Here is a 23571-nt window from a genome sequence, read left to right on the forward strand (position 1 = left end):
ATATCCCACCGTTCTTAAGGATGTCCATAAAAATTTACCATACCCTTATTTCTGCTGTCAACGCCGGATTTTTTTCCTCTACTAGGTTGAGAAATCATTCTCCACGTTCTTACATGCTGATTTCGCGGTACTCCAAATATTTTTCTAACTTTCTTTTTACACGTTGCAGAGCGTTATCAATCGATTTGACATGACGGTTCAATTCTTCAGAAATCTCTTGGTAGGAACGTCCATCTAAATACAAAGCAAGCACTTTTCGCTCTAAATCGCTGAGAAGCTCCGCCATCTTCACCTCAATATCGTCCACTTCTTCGCGATTGACAATAAGCTCTTCCGGATCCGTCGCCTTCGTGCCGGAAATAACATCCATCAGCGTCCGATCTGATTCCTCATCATAAATAGGTTTATCTAAGGAAACGTAAGAATTCAGCGGAATATGTTTTTGTCTTGTGGCCGTTTTAATAGCCGTAATCATCTGCCTTGTAATACAAAGTTCTGCAAACGCTTTAAAAGAGGAGAGCTTGTCCCCTTTAAAGTCACGAACCGCCTTGTATAAGCCGATCATCCCTTCCTGAATGATGTCTTCGCGATCGGCGCCGACTAAAAAATAAGAGCGGGCTTTGGCACGCACGAAATTTTGGTATTTATGAATCAAAAAATCTAGCGCATCTCCATCCCCTTGATGCACCAGTTCCACCAGCTGCTCATCTTCCATATTTTTGTAATTTTTATACATTTTTTCCTTGAAGCAATGGCCCACGCTGATCCCCCCGACCGCATCAATCGCTAGAATTTATTATACAGTACAAATTTTTACAGCGTCAACCATTCATTTTTGCCCTCTTCGCCATTTTTCGAAAATTTCAGCAACTTCATCGGTTAACGGAACTTTGGACATCGGGGTCTGCTGTTGCATGTGTTGCAGTTTTTTGGAAATATCTTTTTCGATGGCCTCCATTTCCGCTAAAAGCTCACGCGCTGACTTGCGCAGCGCTCCTTGACTGAAAATCGTCCATTGCTCCGTATAATCCGATGTAGCAACATACACCTTTGTTCGTACATTGATTAAGCTTTTGGCCAACCGTTCAATGTGCTCGTCGGCTGTTTCGTGTTCTTTTGTAAATATCACTTCGACTTGATGGTTTTTATATTTTTTCTCCTTCCCTTGTACGAGGTGTGCATCAAAAACGATAATGACTTGGTCTCCCGTAAATCCTTGATACTCCGCCATTTTGTCAATCAGCAAATCCCTTGCCGCTGCAAGGTCATCTTCTTCTTTTAGTTTGCGGAGTTCCGGCCAAGCACCGATCATGTTATAGCCGTCGACAATTAAAATATTCATCATTTATCCCCTAACGGATATCGTTTGCGGTACACCTCATACATGAGAAGACTTGCAGCGACGGAAGCATTCAATGATGTCACATGTCCTCTCATCGGCAGACGAAGGAGAAAATCACATTTTTCTAAAATAAGCCTGCTGATTCCTTTTCCTTCACTGCCAATCACCAGAGCTAATGGCATTGTTCCATCAAAGGAGCGGTAGTCATCTTTTGCTTTCGCATCAGTCCCGACAATCCATACCCCGTGCTCTTTTAATTCATCGATCGTTCTCGCTAGATTTGTCACTCTAGCAACGGGAATATGCTCGATAGCGCCTGTGGAAGCTTTCGCTACCGTCGCCGTCAAGCCGACAGAGCGCCGTTTCGGAATAATGATGCCGTGCGCCCCTACAGCATCCGCTGTTCGCATAATAGATCCTAAATTATGCGGATCTTCTAGTTCATCGAGAATAAGAAAAAACGGCGGTTCGCCTTTTTCCGATGCCCGGGCGAATAAATCGTCAACTTCGTAGTAACGGTATGCGGCAACTTGAGCCACCACTCCTTGGTGTGTCCCTTCTACCATTTGATCGAGCTTTTTTTTCGGAACGTATTGCACAAGCACACCGTTTTGTTTTGCAAGCTGAATAATCGGCTGCACGGAGTGGCGCTGCGCTCCTTCCGCGATCCAAATTTTATTGATTTCCCGCTGCGACTTCAACGCTTCCATCACTGGGTTTCTCCCAATAATAAAATCCATCGTTACAACGTCCTTTCCTTACTTTCAATGATTGCAAATGAACAACGAATCAGCTCTTCGACCCGCTTTTCATTTTTCCCTAAAAAATGATAACCAATCAATGCTTCAAATGCCGTGCTATATCGGTACGTTTGCACATCCGTATTCTTCGGAATCGTGCCGGATTTGGCATTTCTTCCGCGGCGAACAATGGCCCTTTCTTCTTCCGTCAATAATTCCTTTTCCAATAAAGCTAGCAACACTTTAGCCTGTGCTTTGGCGGATACGTATTGAATCGCTTGGCGATGAAGCTGGTGCGGTTTCACGCTGCCGTTGGCAAGAAGATGATGCCGTACGTATACTTCGTAGACGGCATCACCGATATAGGCAAGCGCTAATCCGTTTAGCTGTTTTACATCTTTGATCGGCTGTAGCAAACTCATTCCTTCTTATCCTCTTTTCCATCTTGTTCCTTGCGGCGTATCTTCTAAAATGATGTTTTTCGCTTTTAATTGATCACGAATTTGATCGGCTAAGGCGAAATTACGGTTTTTTCTCGCTTCATTTCGCTGTTCAATGAGCGCTTCAATCTCCTCATCTAATAATTCTTCCTCTTTTAGCGTAATGCCAAGCACATCAAGCAGCTGTTCGAATTCGCGTAAAAACGCATGAATGACTCGTTCCGATGTATTTTTCTCATGCAAATATAAATTCGCTTGTTTCGCCAACTCAAATAACACGGCGATTCCATTAGCTGTATTAAAATCGTCGTCCATTTCACGAATAAATGCCTCATGTTGCTCTTGAATCCGCTCAAGCCATTGCTCGTCGTCATCGGTTAAGTTGGTGCTGCTTTGCAATCGATGCTTCAAGTTAAAATAAGAGGTTTTTAATCGCTCCAGTCCTTTTTTTGCACTTTCTAACAGCTCGCCGCTATAGTTGATTGGATGGCGGTAATGAACCGACAGCATAAAGAACCGTAGCACTTGCGGATCGATTTGCCGGATAATATCATGAACGAGCACAAAGTTGCCAAGCGATTTTGACATTTTTTCGTTGTTAATATTTAAATATCCGTTGTGCAGCCAATATTTTGCAAACGGTTTTCCCGTTAACGCCTCCGATTGGGCGATCTCGTTTTCATGATGAGGAAATGTCAAATCTTGACCGCCAGCATGAATATCAATCGTATCTCCTAAATATTTACGTGCCATTGCCGAGCATTCGATGTGCCATCCCGGACGGCCTTTTCCCCATGGGCTGTCCCAGCAAATTTCTCCTTCTTTTGCCGCTTTCCATAAGGCAAAGTCAAGCGGGTCGTCTTTCTTTTCCCCGATTTCGATGCGCGCTCCCGCTCTTAGCTCGTCAATAGACTGGTGAGAGAGTTTGCCATACTCCGCAAATTTTCTCGTACGGTAATACACATCACCGTCGACTTCATATGCATACCCTTTATCGATTAACGCTTGAATAAACGCAATAATGACATCGATATTTTCTGTGACGCGCGGATGCACGTCCGCTTTTTTGCAGCCAAGTGCGGTAATATCTTCAAAATATGCTTGAATAAAACGCTCGGCAATCGTCGGTACATCTTCCCCTATCTCCCGCGCCGCTTTAATTAATTTGTCATCGACATCCGTAAAATTGGATACGTATGTCACTTCATAGCCGCGGAACTCTAAGTAGCGGCGAATCGTATCAAATACGATCGCGGCGCGGGCGTTGCCGATATGAATATAGTTATATACCGTCGGACCGCATACGTACATTTTCACCTTATTCGGTTCGAGCGGTTCAAACGTTTCTTTTTTTCTTGTTAACGTGTTATAAAGCCGAATGCTGCCCATGTTCGTTCTTCCTTTCCTGTTTTAAGCTCTCAATTTCACTACGCAATTTGGCGATTTCCGCTTCCAACTCTTTAATACGATCAGCCACTGGATCTGGCAAGTCTGTATGGTTTAAGTCTTTTTTCACTCTTACCCCGTCACGGATAACTACCCGTCCCGGAATCCCGACAACAGTCGAGTTTGGCGGCACGTCTTTTAAGACGACCGAACCGGCGCCAATTTTCGAGTTTTCCCCGATCGTAATCGAGCCAAGCACTTTCGCTCCTGCCGCAATTAAGCAGTTATCTTTAATCGTCGGATGGCGCTTCCCTTTCTCTTTCCCAGTTCCGCCTAATGTCACACCTTGGTATACAGTTACATTATCGCCAATTTCACACGTTTCGCCAATGACCACTCCCATACCATGGTCGATGAAAAAGCGGCGGCCGATTTTCGCTCCAGGGTGAATTTCAATACCTGTAAAAAAGCGGCTAATTTGCGAAATCAAGCGGGCGAGAAAATAAAATTTACGTTTGTACAACGCATGAGCAATACGATGCGCCCAAATCGCATGCAAACCGGAATACGTTAAAATTACCTCTAAATAGCTTCTTGCCGCTGGATCTTGCTCGAAAATCACCTCAATATCTTCTTTCATTGTTTTAAACATATAGTCCTCCCCCCAAGACTATCAAATATTTGCATTGCATCGATAACAGTTTTGTTTTCCATTGAAAAAAGCGCCTCTGTGCCAAAGACACAGAGACGCTTCTAGGCGCGGTTCCACTCTGTTTAGCTAAACGATCGTTTAGCTCGCTCTAGTCTGATAACGGTGAAACTCCGCTCCCATCTACTACAGAACGTCTCTGTTCCGGTTCGAAAGGAGGCTCCGAGGGGCATTTCGGAAAACATCGGTCATGAATCACTTCCAGCCAAGGTGATTCTCTCTGGGATGCCAATGTTTCCTACTTCTCCTCATCAACGCTTTTTCCATATTTTCATTTTTACTTAACTATATGAAAAGCGTACAAAAATGGTTAACCAATAACTTTTTCTAATCGGCTGATCACTTTTTCTTTTCCTAGTAATTGGAGTGCAAACGGCAATTCCGGACCGTGTGTTTGCCCTGTTACCGCAACGCGAATCGGCATAAACAATTTTTTCCCTTTTTGTCCTGTCGCTTTTTGCACCGATTTAATTGCCGCTTTAATATTTTCTGCCGTAAACGGCTCAAGCTGCTTCACTTCTTCTAAAAAGGCCTTTAATACATCCGGAACTTGTTCTTCCGCCAATACTTGTTTCGCTTCTTCATTATACTCAATCTCTTCTTTGAAGAACAGCTCCGATAGCTTTACAATTTCCGCCCCATAACTCATTTGTTCCTGGTACAGGGCAATTAAATCGCGCGCCCATTGCCGCTGTTCTTCGCTCATCTGCTCCGGCAGTCGCCCTGCTTTAATTAAATGAGGCAGGGAAATTTCCACTAGACGGTCTAAGTCTAGCTTTTTAATATATTGGTTATTCATCCATGTCAGTTTTTTCGTGTCAAACATCGACGGCGATTTGGACAATCGAGAAACATCAAAAATACGGATTAGTTCTTCTTTCGAGAAAATTTCTTCTTCTCCTTCCGGCGACCAGCCTAACAGTGCAAAAAAGTTAAACATGGCCTCCGGCAGATAGCCAAGCTCCTTATACTGCGAAACAAATTGAATAATGGACTCGTCGCGTTTCGAAAGCTTTTTGCGCTGCTCGTTTACAATCAAGGTTAGATGGGCAAATTGCGGCGGCTCCCAGCCGAAATAGTCGTACACCATCAGCTGTTTCGGCGTGTTCGATAAGTGTTCTTCGCCGCGGAACACATGTGTGATTTTCATTAAGTGGTCATCGATGACAACGGCGAAATTGTATGTCGGAATGCCGTTCGCTTTCATAATGACCCAGTCGCCGATATCTTTCGATTCAAACGTCACTTTTCCGCGCACCATATCTTCAAATTCATATGTCTTTCCTTCAGGAACTTTGAGGCGGATCGTATACGGCTTTCCTTCCGCTTCCAATTGGGCAACTTGCTCTTTTGTTAAATGGCGGCATTTCCCGCTATATTGCGGCGCGGCGATGCCTGCTGCTCTTTGCGCTTCCCGCTCTTTTTCGAGCTCTTCCGGCGTACAGAAACATTTATAGGCATGTCCTTTTTCTAAAAGTTCATCGATATATTTACGGTATATATCAAGACGTTCTGTTTGGCGATACGGACCATATTCTCCGCCTTTATCGACGGATTCGTCATAATCAATACCGAGCCATTTTAAGTTTTCCAGCTGCGATTGTTCGCCGCCTTCCACGTTGCGTTCAATATCCGTATCCTCAATGCGTACAATAAATTTTCCGTTATGATGACGGGCAAATAAATAGTTAAACAACGCTGTCCGCGCCCCACCAATATGCAAATGGCCGGTTGGACTTGGTGCATAGCGCACTCGTACTTCTTGTGCCATTGTCAATAACCTCCAATATAATCAAGCTTTGTACCACTATTGTACATTTTATCGCGGCAAAGTTCAAAATGGATTGTTTTCCGCTATAGCAGAAGCTTACTGTTTTTGTAATAATACGACCGCCTGCGCGGCAATTCCTTCTTCCCGACCGGTAAAGCCAAGCTTTTCCGTCGTTGTTGCTTTTACATTGACTTGTGATGTTTCCCCTTCTAACAATTCGGCAATTTTCTCTTTCATTTGTTCAATATATGGCGCCATTTTCGGCTTTTGCGCAATAATGGTGCAATCGACGTTCGCCAACCTATATCCTTGCTGTTTGACTAGCTCCCATACATGTTTTAATAATAACGCAGAATCCGCGTCTTTATAGCGGTTGTCCGTGTCCGGGAAATGCTTTCCGATGTCGCCGGCTCCGATCGCCCCTAGACAAGCGTCTGCAACCGCATGTAGCAAGACGTCGGCGTCGGAATGGCCAAGCAGCCCTTTTTCGTAGGGAATACGAACGCCACCGATAATTAAAGGACGTCCATGAACAAGTTGATGCACATCAAATCCTTGACCAATGCGAAACATGTTGCTCCCCTCTCGTTATAAACTGGCGCGGCTCGATAAAATTGCTTCCGCAAACAATAGATCATCCGGTGTCGTTAATTTAATATTGCGGTAATCTCCTTCCACAATCTTTACTTTTCCGCCGATTCGCTCGACGAGGCTGGCATCATCCGTGCCGATGTAACCTTCCTTTTTTGCTTGCTCATGTGCCTGTAAAATGAGAGAAACATGAAAAGCTTGTGGAGTTTGTACAGCCCACAAGCTAGAACGTTCCATCGTCTCTTTCACAAACTGTCCGTGGACTTTCTTAATCGTATCTTTGACGCGAACCGCCGGAACCGCTGCACCGTACTTGTTTGCCGCTGTTACTAATTCATGAATGTGCTCCACGGTAACAAATGGACGGGCGCCGTCGTGAATAAGGACAATATCGCTGTTTTTGAGCGCTTTTAGTCCATTGTACACGCTATGCTGCCGCTCTTCGCCACCGTTGACCACCGCGATGATTTTGTTTAGATGAAAGCGGGAAAATAATTGTTCAAATTGAATCCTTTCCGCCTCGTTAATCACCACAATGATGCCGTCGCACCATTCATCGCTGTCAAACACTTTCAATGTGCGCACGATCAACGGTTCATGGCGAAGCTCAATGAACTGTTTATTCACTCCCGCTCTCATTCGCTTTCCTTGCCCAGCTGCTGGAATGACTACCTCATACTTCATTGCCGTTTCCCCTCATTTGTTTATAGCGCTTTTTGCAACAACTTTAGCTTGGCAAAAATCATTCTCCCCGCAGATGTTTGTAACACGCTCGTCACCAATACGTCAACCCGTTTGCCAATATACTCTTTTCCATCCTCGACGACGATCATCGTGCCATCATCTAAATATGCTACACCTTGATTATGCTCTTTGCCATCTTTGATCACATGAACGTTTAATTCTTCCCCAGGCAGAACGACCGGCTTCACGGCATTAGCTAAATCGTTAATATTGAGAACGCGCACATTTTGCAGCTCACATACTTTATTTAAATTAAAATCGTTCGTAACGACAACCCCTGATAGCAATTTCGCTAATTTCACCAGCTTGCTATCGACTTCCTGAATGTCGTCAAAATCGCCTTCATAAATTTCTACTTTTATATCTAATTCTTTTTGGATGCGGTTCAAAATGTCCAGTCCGCGGCGACCACGGTTGCGTTTCAACACATCTGAAGAGTCGGCAATATGCTGTAATTCTTCCAGCACAAAGCGCGGAATGACAATCGGTCCTTCTAAAAAACCGGTTTGGCAAATGTCTGCAATCCGACCATCAATAATGACGCTTGTATCTAAAATTTTAACCGAACCACCCCTTGGCGGCTCCGCTTCTCCTTCTCCGCTTTTTTTCTTCGCCATTCGATTAGAAAGCGAAAATAAGTTCATTAATTCATGCCGTTTGTTAAAACCAACGCGGAACCCTAAATAACCGAGCAAAATCGTTAAAAAGATTGGCAGCACCGTATTGACGACTTGAATGTGAAACGATTGCAGCGGCATGACAACTAAAAATGCGATAATAAGACCAAAAATAAGCCCTAAACTACCAAACAGCAAATCGGCAACAGGCGCTTTGACGAGCGTTTCTTCGACCCAGCGGATCATATCGACAACATAATCGACTAGCCAAAATGTCATCATAAAGAAAATAATTGCCCCTAATATTGCTAATGTATAGGAATTATTTAAAAGCGGAGCATCTTTTATATGCATAAGCCGCAATAAATCAGGCAAAAAAACCGCACCTAATGTTCCTCCGACAACAAGAAAAAATAACTGTACGATCCGTTTTACCATGTGTGAACTTCACCTCCCTATTACCATTATAAACAGTTTCCAATGTTTGAAACCAATGATAGCATAGTTTTTAATGTTTTTTAAAACATTTGACATAGGCTTGTAACGATTTTACTGCAACGTATACTCCAACGCTTCCGAAACATGGGATACCCCGATGACTGTAATATGTTTCGGAGGATTCCAGCCCATTAAATTATTTTTTGGAATAATAATACGGGAAAATCCTAATTTGACTGCCTCTTGCACGCGCTGCTCAATGCGGGACACTCGTCGCACTTCTCCGGTCAAACCGACCTCGCCGATAATTACATCAGACGGATTTGTCGGCTGGTCGCGAAAGCTGGAGGCAATGCTGACAGCAATCGCCAAATCGATCGCTGGTTCATCGAGTTTCACGCCCCCCGCTACTTTCAAGTAAGCGTCCTGATTTTGTAAAAGAAGACCGACCCTTTTTTCCAATACGGCCATTAATAAAGAAACACGGTTATGATCGATTCCTGTCGCCATCCGCCGTGGATTGCCAAAGCTCGTTGGAGATACTAACGCTTGAATTTCGACTAATACAGGGCGAGTTCCTTCCATCGCCGCGACAACGGTTGAACCTGCTGCACCGCGGGAACGTTCTTCTAAAAACACTTCCGAAGGGTTTTCAACTTCGGCAAGCCCTACATCCCTCATTTCGAAAATGCCGATTTCGTTCGTCGAGCCGAAACGGTTTTTCACCGCCCGCAAAATCCGATACGTATGGTGACGTTCTCCTTCGAAATAAAGAACGGTATCAACCATATGTTCTAAAATTCTTGGACCGGCAATGGCCCCCTCTTTCGTCACATGTCCGACGATAAAAATGGCAATTCCTTTCGTTTTCGCGATTTTCATTAATTCTGCCGTGCATTCACGCACCTGTGCCACGCTTCCCGGAGCGGATGTAATATCGGCGCGATACACCGTTTGAATGGAATCAATGATTACACACGCAGGATGAATATGGTCTATTGCTTCTACAATATATTCCAAATCTGCCTCCGCTAACACATATAATTGATCAGAGGCGACATGGAGACGGTCGGCGCGAAGCTTCATTTGCTTAATCGATTCTTCGCCGGAAATATATAATACTTTATGTTGCATCGCAGCAAGCTGCGCAGAAACCTGTAAAAGAAGTGTGGATTTTCCAATACCAGGATCCCCGCCAATTAACACGAGCGACCCTTTCACAATCCCTCCGCCTAACACACGGTTAAATTCCGACATATTCGTTTGCATACGCGGTTCCTGTGTGGTCGTTACCGTAGTAATCGGCACAGGTTTAGCCAAGGCGTCAGGCGCAGAATGGACAAACACGCCTCTTGTTGATGGCTTTACCCGCTCGATTTCCTCGACCATGGAATTCCAAGTATTGCATCCCGGGCATCTCCCAAGCCATTTTGCTGATTCGTAACCGCATTCTTGACAAACGAATTTTGTTTTCTTTTTCCCCATCGAAAAAACCCTCTCTTTTTCACATTGAAACAAAAAGGTATGGGCAATGGAGCTGCCGCATACCTTTCGTAAAAACTCAGATTACATTACCGCTTGTTCTGATAATACAACAAATTCCCCGTCTTTGACATCAACAACGACTTTTTGCCCTTTTGCAATCGTTCCTTTTAACAGCTCTTCTGACAAACGGTCTTCGATATGTTTTTGTAGCGCGCGGCGCAATGGCCGAGCACCATACTCTGGGTCATATCCTTCCGCAGCAATTTTTTCAATCGCCGCATCCGTCAGCTCTAAATCAATATCTTGCTCTTTTAAGCGTTTTACTAATGTTTCCGCCATCAGTTTGACAATTTGTTTTAAATGTTGTTTTTCAAGCGAATGGAAGACGATAATTTCATCAATACGGTTTAAAAACTCCGGACGGAACGCTCTCTTTAACTCGTCCATGACTTTTCCTTTCATGTCTTTGTATTTCTGATCTTCATCTTGGACGTTAAAGCCGACGTATTTGTTTCGTTTTAGCGCGTCCGCGCCGACGTTTGACGTCATAATGATAATCGTATTGCGGAAATCCACCGTTCTTCCTTTCGAATCGGTTAAACGACCATCTTCTAACACTTGAAGCAAAATGTTAAAGACGTCCGGATGGGCTTTTTCCATTTCGTCTAGAAGCACGACAGAATATGGCTTGCGGCGCACTTTTTCTGTCAGCTGACCTCCTTCTTCATATCCAACATAACCAGGAGGCGATCCGATTAAACGGGATGTCGAGTGTTTCTCCATGTATTCCGACATATCGATGCGGATAAGGGCGTCTTCGTCGCCGAACATTGCTTCGGCAAGTGCCCTTGCCAGCTCCGTTTTTCCGACCCCTGTCGGTCCGAGGAAAACAAATGAACCAATCGGGCGTTTCGGATCTTTTAATCCAGCGCGCGCACGGCGCACCGCTTTCGCTACGGCTTTGACGGCCTCGTCTTGCCCAACGACACGCGAATGTAAAATTTCTTCTAGTTTCAGCAAACGTTCGGTTTCGGTTTGCGCCAATTTTGCAACTGGAATTCCTGTCCAGCTTGATACGACCATGGCAATGTCTTCAACCGTTACCTCTGAATTTTCCTGACCTTGTTTTTCTTTCCATGCCCGTTTTGTCTCTTCTAGTTCTTCACGCAGCCGTTGTTCCATATCACGCAAGGAAGCCGCTTTTTCAAATTCTTGGCTTTGTACTGCCGCATCTTTTTCTTTGCGCACTTCTTCCAGTTTTTGTTCCAGCTCTTTCAATTTTGGCGGTGCGGTAAAGGAACGAAGACGGACTTTCGAGCAAGCCTCATCAATTAAGTCAATCGCTTTATCCGGGAGGAAACGATCCGTAATATACCGGTCGGATAATTTGACAGCTTGAACGATCGCTTCATCGGAAATAGAAACGCGGTGATGGGCTTCATAACGGTCACGCAACCCTTTTAAAATTTGAATCGATTCTTCCACCGTCGGCTCATCAACATAAATTGGCTGGAAGCGACGCTCTAGTGCTGCGTCCTTTTCGATATATTTACGGTACTCATCCAACGTTGTCGCACCAATACATTGTAACTCGCCACGGGCAAGCGCCGGTTTTAAAATGTTCGAGGCGTCAATCGCACCTTCCGCCCCTCCGGCACCAATCAAGGTGTGAAGCTCGTCGATGAAAAGAATGATATTGCCGGCCTGACGAATTTCATCCATCACTTTTTTCAAACGATCTTCAAATTCGCCCCGATATTTCGTTCCGGCCACAACCGTCCCCATATCCAGCGTCATCACCCGCTTATCGCGGAGCGTTTCCGGCACTTCATTATTAACAATTTGCTGCGCAAGCCCTTCAGCAATCGCCGTTTTCCCAACGCCAGGCTCCCCGATTAGCACCGGATTATTTTTTGTGCGCCGGCTCAACACTTCAATTACGCGCTGAATTTCTTTGCTTCTGCCAATGACAGGGTCCAACCGTCCTTCGCGGGCAATCGCCGTTAAATCACGCGCTAAACTATCTAAAGTCGGTGTACTTACGTGGGAAGCACCGCCGGAATGACTCGAAACCGATTCGCTGCTTCCAAGCAGCTGCAATACTTGCTGGCGCGCTTTATTCAGGCTGACTCCCAAGTTGTTAAGTACACGGGCCGCAACCCCTTCGCCTTCGCGAATAAGGCCAAGTAAAATATGTTCCGTGCCCACATAGGAATGACCAAGTTTTCTCGCTTCATCCATTGACAATTCAATCACTTTTTTCGCCCGCGGTGTATAGTGAATCGTATGGGAAACTTCTTGTCCGCGGCCAATCAATGATTCCACTTCTTTTTGAATTTTCTCCGGGCCAAGGCCCAACGCCATCAATGCTTTCGCTGCGATTCCTTCCCCTTCGCGGATGAGACCCAATAAGATATGCTCCGTGCCAATGTTATTATGGCCAAGGCGGATCGCTTCTTCTTGGGCTAATGCTAATACTTTTTGCGCCCGTTCTGTAAATCTGCCAAACATCATTATTCATCACCCTCCATGTTTTTTCTCTTCCATTTTTAGGCGTTCCCGTATCAACGCAGCCCGCCGGACGTCTCTCTCCTCCGGTCTTAATACGCCGCCAGCATACTGTTGCAAAAATCCAGGCTGTGTCAAAATCATTAACTCATTTAAAATATTGCGTGAAATATTTTTAATATATCCTAAATCAATCCCTAAGCGCACGTCGGACAAACATTGTGCTGCTTCTTTCGATTCAATCATCCGGCAGTTGGCCAATATTCCATACGAACGGAATACTCTGTCTTCTAATTGTATGTTTAAAGTTTTGACTAATGCCTCCCTTGCCATTCTTTCTTGAGCGATTAATTGTTGAACGATGCTTTTTAAATCTTCGACAATATCTTCTTCTGATTTTCCTAATGTAATTTGGTTTGATATTTGAAATATATTTCCTAAAGCTTCGCTCCCTTCTCCATATGTCCCTCGTACTACCAATCCTAATTGATTAATAGCCGGAATAATACGATTCATTTGCTGTGTTAAAACGAGCGCCGGAAGATGCATCATCACAGAAGCGCGCATCCCTGTTCCAACGTTAGTTGGACAGCTTGTTAAATAGCCGAGTTTTTCATCAAACGCATAATTCACATGTTCTTCAATCCAATCGTCCAGTTCGTTCGCTGCTTCCAATGCTTCCGTTAATTGCAATCCTGGGAATAAGCATTGAATGCGAATATGGTCTTCTTCGTTAATCATAATGCTTACTTCTTCATTTTCGGAAAGCAGACAGGCCCCGAATGGAGAATCTTCCGCCAAAAGCGGGCTAATTAAGTGCTTTTCTACCAATACCCTTTTTTCGATCGGCTGAAGCTCGGACATTTTCAGCAGTTCAAAACGGCCGACTGGATGGTAAGAACGATAGGCAAATGTTTGTTCAAACAAGGAAACGATTTGCTGTGCCTCTTCGCTGCTAAACACGGTTGGAAAGCGGAAATCAACAAGGTTTCTTGCCAAGCGGATGCGGCTGCTTAATACGATGTCAGAATCAGGACCTTCCTGGCTCATCCAAGAACTAACGGCTGTATTAAAAAACTTTTCAAATGACATACAGCTACATTTCCTCCTCTCCGCGTTGACGCAGCTGATATTCCAAGGAGCGAATTTGGTCGCGGACTTCTGCCGCTTTTTCAAACTCTTCTCTCGCTACAAGTTCCTGTAGCTTTTGTTTTAGAATGGAGAGTTGTTTGCGCAGGTGAAGTACTCCACCTTTTCGTTTCGGTATTTTTCCGTAATGGGTCGAATTTCCGCTATGAAGCCTTTTTAATATTGGGGGCAAATATCGCGCAAATGTCCGATAACAATCGGAGCAACCAAAACGCCCGATTTGGGTGAATTGATGATAGGTCATTTTACATGTTTCACACTGTAAAATATCTGAGTTTGGGAACGTATTGGCGGTCATTTCCTTCATCGGCGTTTGGAAATTAAGCAATCCGGCCAATAAATTGTTTAACGAAAAGTCATCGTTTTCGTAAAACATAAACATATCTCCATGCTCTTTCGCGCATTGTTCACAAAGATGAAATTCGGTTTTTTCGCCGTTAATAATCTTTGTAAAATGCATCGTCGCCGGTCTTTGTTTACACTCTTGGCATATCAACATGGTCCCCTCCACTATTTGTATTTCAGCGATGTCAGCATCGCTTTGAGCATGCGAGCCCGCAATTCATCGCGCTGCGGCAAATCAATATATAAAACAGAGCGATCCATCACGCTTAACATGATCTTTGCTTCCCGCTTAGAAATGACTTTTTCCTCGATAAGGCGCTCAATAATGTCTTCCGCATTGGATTGGCTGAGACGATGTCCGACTAATTCGAGCAATTGATCAATTAATTGCGCCTCGCTTTTGGCTTTCACTTTCATAATGCGGATATAGCCGCCGCCTCCGCGTTTGCTCTCGACAATATACCCTCTCTCGAGTGTAAACCTGGTATTGATCACGTAATTAATTTGTGACGGAACGCACTGAAATTTACTGGCAATTTCACTACGTTTAATCTCGACAATGTCTTTGTCACTCATATTTAATACTTGTTTTAGATATTGCTCGATAATGTCTGAAATGTTTGGCACTCTACCTCCTCCTTAACAATCAAAGTTGACTTTGACTATATTTGACCTTAATTCTACTATATAGTGTATTACAAAAAAATGCAAGAGTTGCCGATAAAAATGACTGGTCATTAGGATATCCTTTTTTTAGTCATAGGATATCCTTTTTTGCGAAAAATGAAACATCAACATTATTTTTAAGGTCAAGGAAAAGAAGAATAAACAAAAGTAAGGCAAAAAAAGAAGCATGCCCTTCATAAGAAAGACATGCTTCTTCACCCTGCCTAGCGACGACCTACTCTTGCAGGGGCGCTGGCCCCAACTACCATCGGCGCTGGAGAGCTTAACTTCCGTGTTCGGGATGGGAACGGGTGTTTCCTCTCCGCTATAGTCACTAGGCAAGTATTTCAATTGGACATGTATTATTATATCCATCTAATCGATGTTGTCAAGAAGGAGTTCATTCCTTCAAAACTAGATAACCGTCTGTTTGGAAGAAGCCGGGCGCCTTTGCTGTCTAGCTCCGGACGCCATCGGCTCGCGACGCTTCGGTCCCGTTGCGGCGGCAACAGCCTCCTCACGGGCCCTCCAGCGCGTGTCGCCGATAGGCGGGCGTCCTCCGCTTTTCGTGGTGTCTAGCTCCGGCTCCTAGCCCCTTGGGTCGCTTCAGACCTGCTGTGGCGGCGACAGCCTCCTCGCAGGTCTTCCAGCGCCCATCGGGGCTAAGCAGTCGCCTCCGCTTTTCGTGCGCTTTTCTTGGTTAAGTCCTCGATCGATTAGTATCCGTCAGCTGCACGTGTCGCCACGCTTCCACCTCGGACCTATCGACCTCGTCATCTTCGAGGGATCTTACTCGCTTGACGCGATGGGAAATCTCATCTTGAGGGGGGCTTCACGCTTAGATGCTTTCAGCGCTTATCCCTTCCGCACATAGCTACCCAGCGGTGCCCCTGGCGGGACAACTGGTACACCAGCGGTGCGTCCATCCCGGTCCTCTCGTACTAAGGACAGCTCCTCTCAAATTTCCTGCGCCCGCGACGGATAGGGACCGAACTGTCTCACGACGTTCTGAACCCAGCTCGCGTACCGCTTTAATGGGCGAACAGCCCAACCCTTGGGACCGACTACAGCCCCAGGATGCGATGAGCCGACATCGAGGTGCCAAACCTCCCCGTCGATGTGGACTCTTGGGGGAGATCAGCCTGTTATCCCCGGGGTAGCTTTTATCCGTTGAGCGATGGCCCTTCCATACGGAACCACCGGATCACTAAGCCCGACTTTCGTCCCTGCTCGACCTGTCCGTCTCGCAGTCAAGCTCCCTTGTGCCTTTGCACTCTACGAATGATTTCCAACCATTCTGAGGGAACCTTTGGGCGCCTCCGTTACCTTTTGGGAGGCGACCGCCCCAGTCAAACTGCCCACCTGACACTGTCTCCCACCCCGATCAGGGGTGCGGGTTAGAATTTCAATACCGCCAGGGTGGTATCCCACCGGCGCCTCCACCGAAGCTGGCGCTCCGGCTTCCCAGGCTCCCACCTATCCTGTACAAGCGATACCAAAATTCCATATCAGGCTGCAGTAAAGCTCCACGGGGTCTTTCCGTCCTGTCGCGGGTAACCTGCATCTTCACAGGTAGTATAATTTCACCGGGTCTCTCGTTGAGACAGTGCCCAAGTCGTTACACCTTTCGTGCGGGTCGGAACTTACCCGACAAGGAATTTCGCTACCTTAGGACCGTTATAGTTACGGCCGCCGTTTACTGGGGCTTCGGTTCGCACCTTCGCTTGCGCTAAGCGCTCCCCTTAACCTTCCAGCACCGGGCAGGTGTCAGCCCCTATACTTCGCCTTTCGGCTTCGCAGAGACCTGTGTTTTTGATAAACAGTCGCTTGGGCCTTTTCACTGCGGCTCCCTCGGGCTATTCACCCAAGAGAGCACCCCTTCTCCCGAAGTTACGGGGTCATTTTGCCGAGTTCCTTAACGAGAGTTCTCCCGCGCACCTTAGGATTCTCTCCTCGCCTACCTGTGTCGGTTTGCGGTACGGGCACCTCTCACCTCGCTAGAGGCTTTTCTTGGCAGTGTAGGATCGGGGACTTCGGGACCGATGGTCCCTTCGCCATCACGGCTCCGCCTTTGCGCCAGACGGATTTGCCTATCTGGCAGCCTAACCGCTTGGACAGGCTATTCCAGCAGCCTGCTCGCCCTACCTTCCTGCGTCCCCCCATCGCTCAAACGGTGAGGAGGTGGTACAGGAATCTCTACCTGTTGCCCATCACCTACGCCTTTCGGCCTCGGCTTAGGTCCCGACTAACCCTGAGCGGACGAACCTTCCTCAGGAACCCTTAGGCTTTCGGTGCAGAGGATTCTCACCTCTGTTTTCGCTACTCATACCGGCATTCTCACTTCTAAGCGCTCCACGAGTCCTTCCGGTCTCGCTTCGACGCCCTTAGAACGCTCCCCTACCGATGACCGAAGGTCATCCCACAGCTTCGGTGGCACGTTTAGCCCCGGTACATTTTCGGCGCAGAGTCACTCGACCAGTGAGCTATTACGCACTCTTTAAATGATGGCTGCTTCTAAGCCAACATCCTGGTTGTCTGGGCAACTCCACATCCTTTTCCACTTAACGTGCACTTAGGGACCTTAGCTGGTGATCTGGGCTGTTTCCCTCTCGACCACGGATCTTATCACTCGTAGTCTGACTCCCAAGGATAAGTCATTGGCATTCGGAGTTTGACTGAGTTCGGTAACCCGATGAGGGCCCCTAGCTCAATCAGTGCTCTACCTCCAAGACTCTTCCCTTGAGGCTAGCCCTAAAGCTATTTCGGGGAGAACCAGCTATCTCCAAGTTCGATTGGCATTTCACCCCTACCCACACCTCATCCCCGCACTTTTCAACGTGCGTGGGTTCGGGCCTCCAGTAGGTGTTACCCTACCTTCACCCTGGACATGGGTAGATCACCTGGTTTCGGGTCTACGACGACGTACTGAACGCCCTATTCAGACTCGCTTTCGCTGCGGCTCCGTCTCTTCGACTTAACCTCGCACGTCATCGTAACTCGCCGGTTCATTCTACAAAAGGCACGCCATCACCCATCAACGGGCTCTGACTACTTGTAGGCACACGGTTTCAGGTTCTCTTTCACTCCCCTTCCGGGGTGCTTTTCACCTTTCCCTCACGGTACTGGTTCACTATCGGTCACTAGGGAGTATTTAGCCTTGGGAGATGGTCCTCCCAGCTTCCGACGGGATTCCCCGTGTCCCGCCGTACTCAGGAGCCACTCGGGAGGGAACGAAGTTTCGACTACAGGGCTGTCACCTTCTCTGGCGGGCCTTTCCAGACCGCTTCGTCTACCCCGTTCCTTTGTCACTCCCATATGAGTGGTCCTACAACCCCAAGAGGCAAGCCTCTTGGTTTGGGCTGTTCCCGTTTCGCTCGCCGCTACTCAGGGAATCGCTTTTGCTTTCTTCTCCTCCGGGTACTAAGATGTTTCAGTTCCCCGGGTGTGCCCTCCATACCCTATGGATTCAGGTATGGATACTGTCCCATTACGGACAGTGGGTTCCCCCATTCGGACATCTCCGGATCAACGCTTGCTTACAGCTCCCCGAAGCGTTTCGGCGTTTGCCCCGTCCTTCATCGGCTCCTAGTGCCAAGGCATCCACCGTGCGCCCTTTCTAACTTAACCAATAGCGCTTCTCGGCTTCTTCCTTTGTCTAGCTTCGGCGCCTAACCGCGGCGCCTCCGCTTTTCTTTTCGGTTATCTAGTTTTCAAGGAACGAAGCTACTTCATTGCATTCGCTTCTTTGCAGCTTTGCGTCGAGGAATCCAGCTTCTCTGAATTCACTAGAAGACGCAGACGCAAAACGGATTAATTGAAGAGAACATAAATATGTTCCCTCAAAACCGAACAAAACGTAAGCGTCCCTCTTATTTCACACACATATCATCCTTAGAAAGGAGGTGATCCAGCCGCACCTTCCGGTACGGCTACCTTGTTACGACTTCACCCCAATCACTTGCCCCACCTTCGGCGGCTGGCTCCCGAAAGGGTTACCTCACCGACTTCGGGTGTTGCAAGCTCTCGTGGTGTGACGGGCGGTGTGTACAAGGCCCGGGAACGTATTCACCGCGGCATGCTGATCCGCGATTACTAGCGATTCCGGCTTCATGCAGGCGAGTTGCAGCCTGCAATCCGAACTGAGAGCGGCTTTTTGGGATTGGCTCCCCCTCGCGGGTTCGCAGCCCTTTGTACCGCCCATTGTAGCACGTGTGTAGCCCAGGTCATAAGGGGCATGATGATTTGACGTCATCCCCACCTTCCTCCGGTTTGTCACCGGCAGTCACCTTAGAGTGCCCAACTGAATGCTGGCAACTAAGGTCGAGGGTTGCGCTCGTTGCGGGACTTAACCCAACATCTCACGACACGAGCTGACGACAACCATGCACCACCTGTCACCCTGTCCCCCCGAAGGGGGAACGCCCTATCTCTAGGGTTGTCAGGGGATGTCAAGACCTGGTAAGGTTCTTCGCGTTGCTTCGAATTAAACCACATGCTCCACCGCTTGTGCGGGCCCCCGTCAATTCCTTTGAGTTTCAGCCTTGCGGCCGTACTCCCCAGGCGGAGTGCTTAACGCGTTAGCTGCAGCACTAAAGGGTTTGACCCCTCTAACACTTAGCACTCATCGTTTACGGCGTGGACTACCAGGGTATCTAATCCTGTTTGCTCCCCACGCTTTCGCGCCTCAGCGTCAGTTACAGACCAGAGAGCCGCCTTCGCCACTGGTGTTCCTCCACATCTCTACGCATTTCACCGCTACACGTGGAATTCCGCTCTCCTCTTCTGCACTCAAGTCCCCCAGTTTCCAATGACCCTCCACGGTTGAGCCGTGGGCTTTCACATCAGACTTAAGGGACCGCCTGCGCGCGCTTTACGCCCAATAATTCCGGACAACGCTCGCCCCCTACGTATTACCGCGGCTGCTGGCACGTAGTTAGCCGGGGCTTTCTCGTTAGGTACCGTCACCGTACCGCCCTATTCGAACGGTACTTCTTCTTCCCTAACAACAGAGCTTTACGATCCGAAGACCTTCTTCGCTCACGCGGCGTCGCTCCGTCAGACTTTCGTCCATTGCGGAAGATTCCCTACTGCTGCCTCCCGTAGGAGTCTGGGCCGTGTCTCAGTCCCAGTGTGGCCGGTCACCCTCTCAGGCCGGCTACGCATCGTCGCCTTGGTGAGCCGTTACCTCACCAACTAGCTAATGCGCCGCGGGCCCATCCGTAAGTGACAGCCGAAGCCGTCTTTCAACCGAAGACCATGCGGTCTTCGGTGTTATCCGGTATTAGCTCCGGTTTCCCGGAGTTATCCCGGTCTTACGGGTAGGTTGCCCACGTGTTACTCACCCGTCCGCCGCTAACCGAACAAGAGCAAGCTCCTATTCGGTCCGCTCGACTTGCATGTATTAGGCACGCCGCCAGCGTTCGTCCTGAGCCAGGATCAAACTCTCCATAGAAAGTTGATTGGCTTATTCTCAAGCTTCGGCGTCAACACCGCAAGATGTCGCTCGCCTTCGCTTTTCTTTGTGGACGCTTCGTTTTGTTCAGTTTTCAAGGAACATGCCTAAATGTGGAGCCTATCGGGATCGAACCGATGACCTCCTGCGTGCAAAGCAGGCGCTCTCCCAGCTGAGCTAAGGCCCCATATTCACTAAAATCGGGAAGACAGGATTCGAACCTGCGACCCCATGGTCCCAAACCATGTGCTCTACCAAGCTGAGCTACTTCCCGCTATGGCGCGCTCGAGAGGATTCGAACCCCTAACCTTCTGATCCGTAGTCAGATGCTCTATCCAATTGAGCTACGAGCGCACGTGCCGAGGGCCGGACTCGAACCGGCACGGTAGTTACCTACCCCAGGATTTTAAGTCCTGTGCGTCTGCCAATTCCGCCACCCCGGCGAATGATGGAGCGGAAGACGGGACTCGAACCCGCGACCCCCACCTTGGCAAGGTGGTGTTCTACCACTGAACTACTTCCGCATGCAACTTATGTATGCGGGTGAAGGGACTCGAACCCCCACGCCCGTAAAGGGCACTAGACCCTGAATCTAGCGCGTCTGCCAATTCCGCCACACCCGCAAAATGGTGAGCCATGGAGGACTCGAACCTCCGACCCTCTGATTAAAAGTCAGATGCTCTACCTACTGAGCTAATGGCTCATGTAATGAAGACACTCATTGTTTTTCGATGCCTCTTCCTCTACCAGCAAATTCGAAGATGTAGGATGCGTCGAGGCAACTCGGAGCAGATTCATGGAAGCTTAGGCTCGTTGCTCTACCTGCTGAGCTAATGGCTCATGTAATGAAGACACTCGTTGTTTTTTCGTTGCCTCTTCCTCTACCAGCGAATTCAAAGATGTTGGATGCGTCGAGGCAACTCGGAGCAGATTCATAGAAGCTTAGGCTCGTTGCTCCCCTACTGAGCTAATGGCTCATCTGCAATCAAGATACTCAGTATTCCGATGTCCCTTGCTCTTCTAGTCGATTCAATGACGCGGGATGTGTCGGGACAACTCGTAGTGAATTCACGGATGTTTAGCTCGTTACTTCTCACCAAGCTAATGTTTTTTACTAGAAATGGTGGAGGATGACGGGATCGAACCGCCGACCCCTTGCTTGTAAGGCAAGTGCTCTCCCAGCTGAGCTAATCCTCCATATAAACTTGCCTAGCGACGACCTACTCTTGCAGGGGCGCTGGCCCCAACTACCATCGGCGCTGGAGAGCTTAACTTCCGTGTTCGGGATGGGAACGGGTGTTTCCTCTCCGCTATAGCCACTAGGCAAGTGATAGACAAGTTTTATTATAGTTCAACCGATAGCATTGTCAAGAACTATTTTATTTCGCCAATTTTCGTTAAAATTCGCTTTTCGCTGTTCACGAAAGCAAAATCTTCTCTCGGTTTATAGTCCTTTTCTTTAAGTGCTTCTTATGTATTGAATTCGCCTTTGATTCAAGGTCATCCGTCTTTCAAAGCGACTTTAATAATATATCATCTAAAAATCTTATTGTCAACTTTTTATTCCTTTTTCTTTTTCTGAAAGCGACTTTTTTATTTTATAATAATTTATATTTAAAAGTCAACTATTCTTAAAATATTTCCCCTATGGGCAAAACCCCATAGGGGAAGAGAATATCTTATTTATGACGCATTTGTGGGAATAACAATACATCGCGAATAGACGGAGAATTGGTTAATAACATCACAAGACGGTCCACACCAATACCTAAACCACCTGTTGGCGGCATTCCGTATTCAAGTGCTTCAAGGAAGTCTTCATCCATCTCATGCGCTTCGTCATTTCCTTGTTCACGCTCTTTTAATTGCGCTTCAAAGCGTTCGCGCTGGTCGATTGGATCGTTTAATTCGGTAAAGGCATTTGCGTGTTCACGGCCGACGATAAACAGTTCAAAACGATCCGTAAAGCGTGGATCATCTGGATTTTTCTTCGCTAACGGCGAGATTTCTACCGGATGGCCGTAAATAAATGTTGGCTGAATGAGCTTGTCCTCTACTTTTTGCTCGAAAAATTCATTGACAATATGCCCAAACGTCATATGCGGCGCTATTTCTACACCGTGTTCTTTCGCTAACTCCCGCGCTTCCTCATCGCTCATTTGCTTCCAAAAGTCAATACCGACGTATTCTTTAATTGCATCGACCATGTGGAGCCGTTTCCATTCTGGCGTTAAATCCACTATATGCTCGCCATATTGAATTTTGGTCGTCCCTAATACTTCCTGCGCGATATGGGCGATCAGATTCTCCGTCAACTTCATAATATCGCGGAAATCGGCATATGCTTCGTATAGTTCCAGCATCGTAAACTCTGGATTGTGCCGTGTCGAAATGCCTTCATTACGAAAAACGCGTCCAATTTCATATACTTTTTCCAAACCGCCGACAATTAAACGTTTCAAATGGAGCTCAATCGCAATTCGCATATACAACGGCATATCTAGTGCGTTGTGATGGGTGATAAACGGACGCGCTGCCGCTCCCCCAGCAATAGTATGCATCATCGGCGTTTCTACTTCCAAATAACCATGGCTATCCAGGTAGCGCCGCATCGATTGAATAATTAAACTGCGGGTAATAAATGTATTTTTGCTTTCTGGGTTCATAATTAAGTCTAAATACCGCTGACGGTAGCGCTGTTCAATATCTTTTAAGCCATGATATTTCTCTGGAAGCGGGCGCAGCGATTTCGTTAAAAATTCGTAAGACGATACTTTAATCGAAAGCTCCCCTACTTTTGTTTTAAATACGGTTCCACGAACGCCGATAATATCGCCTAAATCGGAAATTTTAAAAAGCTCGTATTGGTCTTCGCCGACATCATCTTTGCGAACGTAAATTTGAATTTGCCCCGTCACATCTTGGATATGGGCAAACCCCGCTTTCCCTTTGCCGCGTTTTGTCATAATCCGTCCCGCGACGGCCACTTGTATTTGCCGCTCTTCGAGTTCTTCTTTCGACAAATCGCCATATAAATCAAACAGCTCTTGCGCTTTATGTGTGCGTTCAAACCGTTTTCCGAATGGATCTACTCCCATTTCCTGCAGTTTTTTTAGTTTCTCTCTACGGACGAGTAATTGATCGTTTAATTCTTCGTGACTCATACATCATTCACTCCATTTAACAAG

Annotated in this window: 16 protein-coding genes, 8 tRNA genes, 4 rRNA genes and 1 other annotated feature; all 28 genes read right to left on the reverse strand. The window is 47.1% G+C overall.

From position 1 onward, the window contains the following. Window positions 1–109: 109 nt before the first annotated feature. Window positions 110–736, reverse strand: a complete 627-nt coding sequence (sigH, locus tag BDD39_RS00800) for an RNA polymerase sporulation sigma factor SigH (protein ID WP_166912188.1) — start codon at window positions 734–736, stop codon at window positions 110–112. A 93-nt stretch (window positions 737–829) separates the two neighbouring features. Beyond that, window positions 830–1342, reverse strand: coding sequence for an NYN domain-containing protein (locus tag BDD39_RS00805; protein WP_166907272.1), 513 nt, complete (start codon window positions 1340–1342; stop codon window positions 830–832). Then, complete coding sequence (gene rlmB, locus BDD39_RS00810; RefSeq protein ID WP_166907274.1) at window positions 1342–2082, reverse strand: 23S rRNA (guanosine(2251)-2'-O)-methyltransferase RlmB; 741 nt, start codon at window positions 2080–2082, stop codon at window positions 1342–1344. Before rlmB ends, BDD39_RS00805 begins: the two co-directional genes overlap by 1 nt. Before the next feature lie 2 nt (window positions 2083–2084). Continuing rightward, window positions 2085–2504, reverse strand: a complete 420-nt coding sequence (locus BDD39_RS00815) for a Mini-ribonuclease 3 (protein ID WP_017434037.1) — start codon at window positions 2502–2504, stop codon at window positions 2085–2087. Window positions 2505–2510: 6 nt separating this feature from the next. Next, window positions 2511–3911 (reverse strand): cysteine--tRNA ligase, encoded by a 1401-nt coding sequence (gene cysS, locus BDD39_RS00820; RefSeq protein WP_166907277.1) that lies wholly within the window; start codon window positions 3909–3911, stop codon window positions 2511–2513. Further along, window positions 3889–4560 carry a serine O-acetyltransferase gene (gene cysE / locus BDD39_RS00825; protein WP_166907279.1) on the reverse strand — a complete coding sequence of 224 codons (672 nt, stop codon included), beginning with the start codon at window positions 4558–4560 and terminating at the stop codon, window positions 3889–3891. The genes cysS and cysE overlap by 23 nt, the downstream gene beginning before the upstream one ends. Window positions 4561–4648: 88 nt before the next feature. Continuing rightward, window positions 4649–4881 (reverse strand) — a binding site (T-box leader). 46 nt (window positions 4882–4927) lie between these two features. Then, a complete protein-coding gene (gene gltX, locus BDD39_RS00830; RefSeq protein WP_166907283.1) occupies window positions 4928–6388 on the reverse strand; it encodes a glutamate--tRNA ligase in 1461 nt (486 codons plus the stop codon). 96 nt (window positions 6389–6484) lie between these two features. Further along, window positions 6485–6961 carry a 2-C-methyl-D-erythritol 2,4-cyclodiphosphate synthase gene (gene ispF / locus BDD39_RS00835; RefSeq protein WP_166907286.1) on the reverse strand — a complete coding sequence of 159 codons (477 nt, stop codon included), beginning with the start codon at window positions 6959–6961 and terminating at the stop codon, window positions 6485–6487. 15 nt (window positions 6962–6976) lie between these two features. Then, window positions 6977–7663, reverse strand: coding sequence for a 2-C-methyl-D-erythritol 4-phosphate cytidylyltransferase (gene ispD, locus BDD39_RS00840; RefSeq protein ID WP_166907288.1), 687 nt, complete (start codon window positions 7661–7663; stop codon window positions 6977–6979). 20 nt (window positions 7664–7683) lie between these two features. Beyond that, the gene (locus BDD39_RS00845; protein ID WP_166907290.1) at window positions 7684–8778 is read right to left on the reverse strand and encodes a PIN/TRAM domain-containing protein; all 1095 of its coding nucleotides are present in this window, start codon (window positions 8776–8778) and stop codon (window positions 7684–7686) included. A 111-nt stretch (window positions 8779–8889) separates the two neighbouring features. Continuing rightward, window positions 8890–10263 (reverse strand): DNA repair protein RadA, encoded by a 1374-nt coding sequence (gene radA, locus BDD39_RS00850; protein WP_166907292.1) that lies wholly within the window; start codon window positions 10261–10263, stop codon window positions 8890–8892. An 81-nt stretch (window positions 10264–10344) separates the two neighbouring features. Next, window positions 10345–12777, reverse strand: coding sequence for an ATP-dependent protease ATP-binding subunit ClpC (gene clpC / locus BDD39_RS00855; RefSeq protein WP_166907294.1), 2433 nt, complete (start codon window positions 12775–12777; stop codon window positions 10345–10347). A gap of 6 nt (window positions 12778–12783) precedes the next feature. Further along, entirely contained in the window at window positions 12784–13863 is a 1080-nt protein-coding gene (gene mcsB / locus BDD39_RS00860; RefSeq protein ID WP_166907296.1) for a protein-arginine kinase McsB, read from the reverse strand. Between the two features lie 4 nt (window positions 13864–13867). After that, window positions 13868–14416 carry a protein-arginine kinase activator protein McsA gene (gene mcsA, locus BDD39_RS00865; RefSeq protein WP_166912190.1) on the reverse strand — a complete coding sequence of 183 codons (549 nt, stop codon included), beginning with the start codon at window positions 14414–14416 and terminating at the stop codon, window positions 13868–13870. A gap of 14 nt (window positions 14417–14430) precedes the next feature. After that, window positions 14431–14892: a CtsR family transcriptional regulator gene (locus BDD39_RS00870; protein WP_166907298.1), complete on the reverse strand. Its 462-nt coding sequence runs from the start codon at window positions 14890–14892 to the stop codon at window positions 14431–14433. 261 nt (window positions 14893–15153) lie between these two features. Then, window positions 15154–15270: ribosomal RNA gene (gene rrf, locus BDD39_RS00875) — 5S ribosomal RNA — on the reverse strand. Between the two features lie 357 nt (window positions 15271–15627). Beyond that, window positions 15628–18558 (reverse strand): 23S ribosomal RNA (locus BDD39_RS00880). A 268-nt stretch (window positions 18559–18826) separates the two neighbouring features. Next, window positions 18827–20383: ribosomal RNA gene (locus BDD39_RS00885) — 16S ribosomal RNA — on the reverse strand. A 114-nt stretch (window positions 20384–20497) separates the two neighbouring features. Beyond that, window positions 20498–20570: transfer RNA gene (locus BDD39_RS00890), tRNA-Ala, on the reverse strand. 13 nt (window positions 20571–20583) lie between these two features. After that, window positions 20584–20657 (reverse strand) — tRNA-Pro (locus BDD39_RS00895). Between the two features lie 3 nt (window positions 20658–20660). Further along, window positions 20661–20737: transfer RNA gene (locus BDD39_RS00900), tRNA-Arg, on the reverse strand. 3 nt (window positions 20738–20740) lie between these two features. Next, a tRNA-Leu gene (locus tag BDD39_RS00905) sits at window positions 20741–20826 on the reverse strand. A gap of 6 nt (window positions 20827–20832) precedes the next feature. Then, a tRNA-Gly gene (locus BDD39_RS00910) sits at window positions 20833–20907 on the reverse strand. A 14-nt stretch (window positions 20908–20921) separates the two neighbouring features. Beyond that, a tRNA-Leu gene (locus BDD39_RS00915) sits at window positions 20922–21006 on the reverse strand. Window positions 21007–21010: 4 nt separating this feature from the next. Next, window positions 21011–21086, reverse strand: a tRNA-Lys gene (locus tag BDD39_RS00920). Window positions 21087–21504: 418 nt separating this feature from the next. After that, a tRNA-Val gene (locus BDD39_RS00925) sits at window positions 21505–21580 on the reverse strand. A 10-nt stretch (window positions 21581–21590) separates the two neighbouring features. Then, window positions 21591–21707: ribosomal RNA gene (gene rrf, locus BDD39_RS00930) — 5S ribosomal RNA — on the reverse strand. Together the 16S, 23S and 5S rRNA genes with 8 tRNA genes alongside form the textbook arrangement of a ribosomal RNA operon. 355 nt (window positions 21708–22062) lie before the next feature. Next, window positions 22063–23547 (reverse strand): lysine--tRNA ligase, encoded by a 1485-nt coding sequence (lysS, locus tag BDD39_RS00935; protein ID WP_166907301.1) that lies wholly within the window; start codon window positions 23545–23547, stop codon window positions 22063–22065. Between the last annotated feature and the right edge of the window lie 24 nt (window positions 23548–23571).

The organism is Saccharococcus thermophilus, from assembly GCF_011761475.1.
In the GTDB taxonomy this organism is placed as follows: domain Bacteria; phylum Bacillota; class Bacilli; order Bacillales; family Anoxybacillaceae; genus Saccharococcus; species Saccharococcus thermophilus.

What these genes read in the sequence shown, in the direction of transcription:
- sigH (WP_166912188.1), bottom strand. Translation starts at nt 736, where the DNA reads ATGTATAAAAATTACAAAAATATGGAAGATGAGCAGCTGGTGGAACTG.
- BDD39_RS00805 (WP_166907272.1), bottom strand. Translation starts at nt 1,342, where the DNA reads ATGAATATTTTAATTGTCGACGGCTATAACATGATCGGTGCTTGGCCG.
- rlmB (WP_166907274.1), bottom strand. Translation starts at nt 2,082, where the DNA reads ATGGATTTTATTATTGGGAGAAACCCAGTGATGGAAGCGTTGAAGTCG.
- BDD39_RS00815 (WP_017434037.1), bottom strand. Translation starts at nt 2,504, where the DNA reads ATGAGTTTGCTACAGCCGATCAAAGATGTAAAACAGCTAAACGGATTA.
- cysS (WP_166907277.1), bottom strand. Translation starts at nt 3,911, where the DNA reads ATGGGCAGCATTCGGCTTTATAACACGTTAACAAGAAAAAAAGAAACG.
- cysE (WP_166907279.1), bottom strand. Translation starts at nt 4,560, where the DNA reads ATGTTTAAAACAATGAAAGAAGATATTGAGGTGATTTTCGAGCAAGAT.
- gltX (WP_166907283.1), bottom strand. Translation starts at nt 6,388, where the DNA reads ATGGCACAAGAAGTACGAGTGCGCTATGCACCAAGTCCAACCGGCCAT.
- ispF (WP_166907286.1), bottom strand. Translation starts at nt 6,961, where the DNA reads ATGTTTCGCATTGGTCAAGGATTTGATGTGCATCAACTTGTTCATGGA.
- ispD (WP_166907288.1), bottom strand. Translation starts at nt 7,663, where the DNA reads ATGAAGTATGAGGTAGTCATTCCAGCAGCTGGGCAAGGAAAGCGAATG.
- BDD39_RS00845 (WP_166907290.1), bottom strand. Translation starts at nt 8,778, where the DNA reads ATGGTAAAACGGATCGTACAGTTATTTTTTCTTGTTGTCGGAGGAACA.
- radA (WP_166907292.1), bottom strand. Translation starts at nt 10,263, where the DNA reads ATGGGGAAAAAGAAAACAAAATTCGTTTGTCAAGAATGCGGTTACGAA.
- clpC (WP_166907294.1), bottom strand. Translation starts at nt 12,777, where the DNA reads ATGATGTTTGGCAGATTTACAGAACGGGCGCAAAAAGTATTAGCATTA.
- mcsB (WP_166907296.1), bottom strand. Translation starts at nt 13,863, where the DNA reads ATGTCATTTGAAAAGTTTTTTAATACAGCCGTTAGTTCTTGGATGAGC.
- lysS (WP_166907301.1), bottom strand. Translation starts at nt 23,547, where the DNA reads ATGAGTCACGAAGAATTAAACGATCAATTACTCGTCCGTAGAGAGAAA.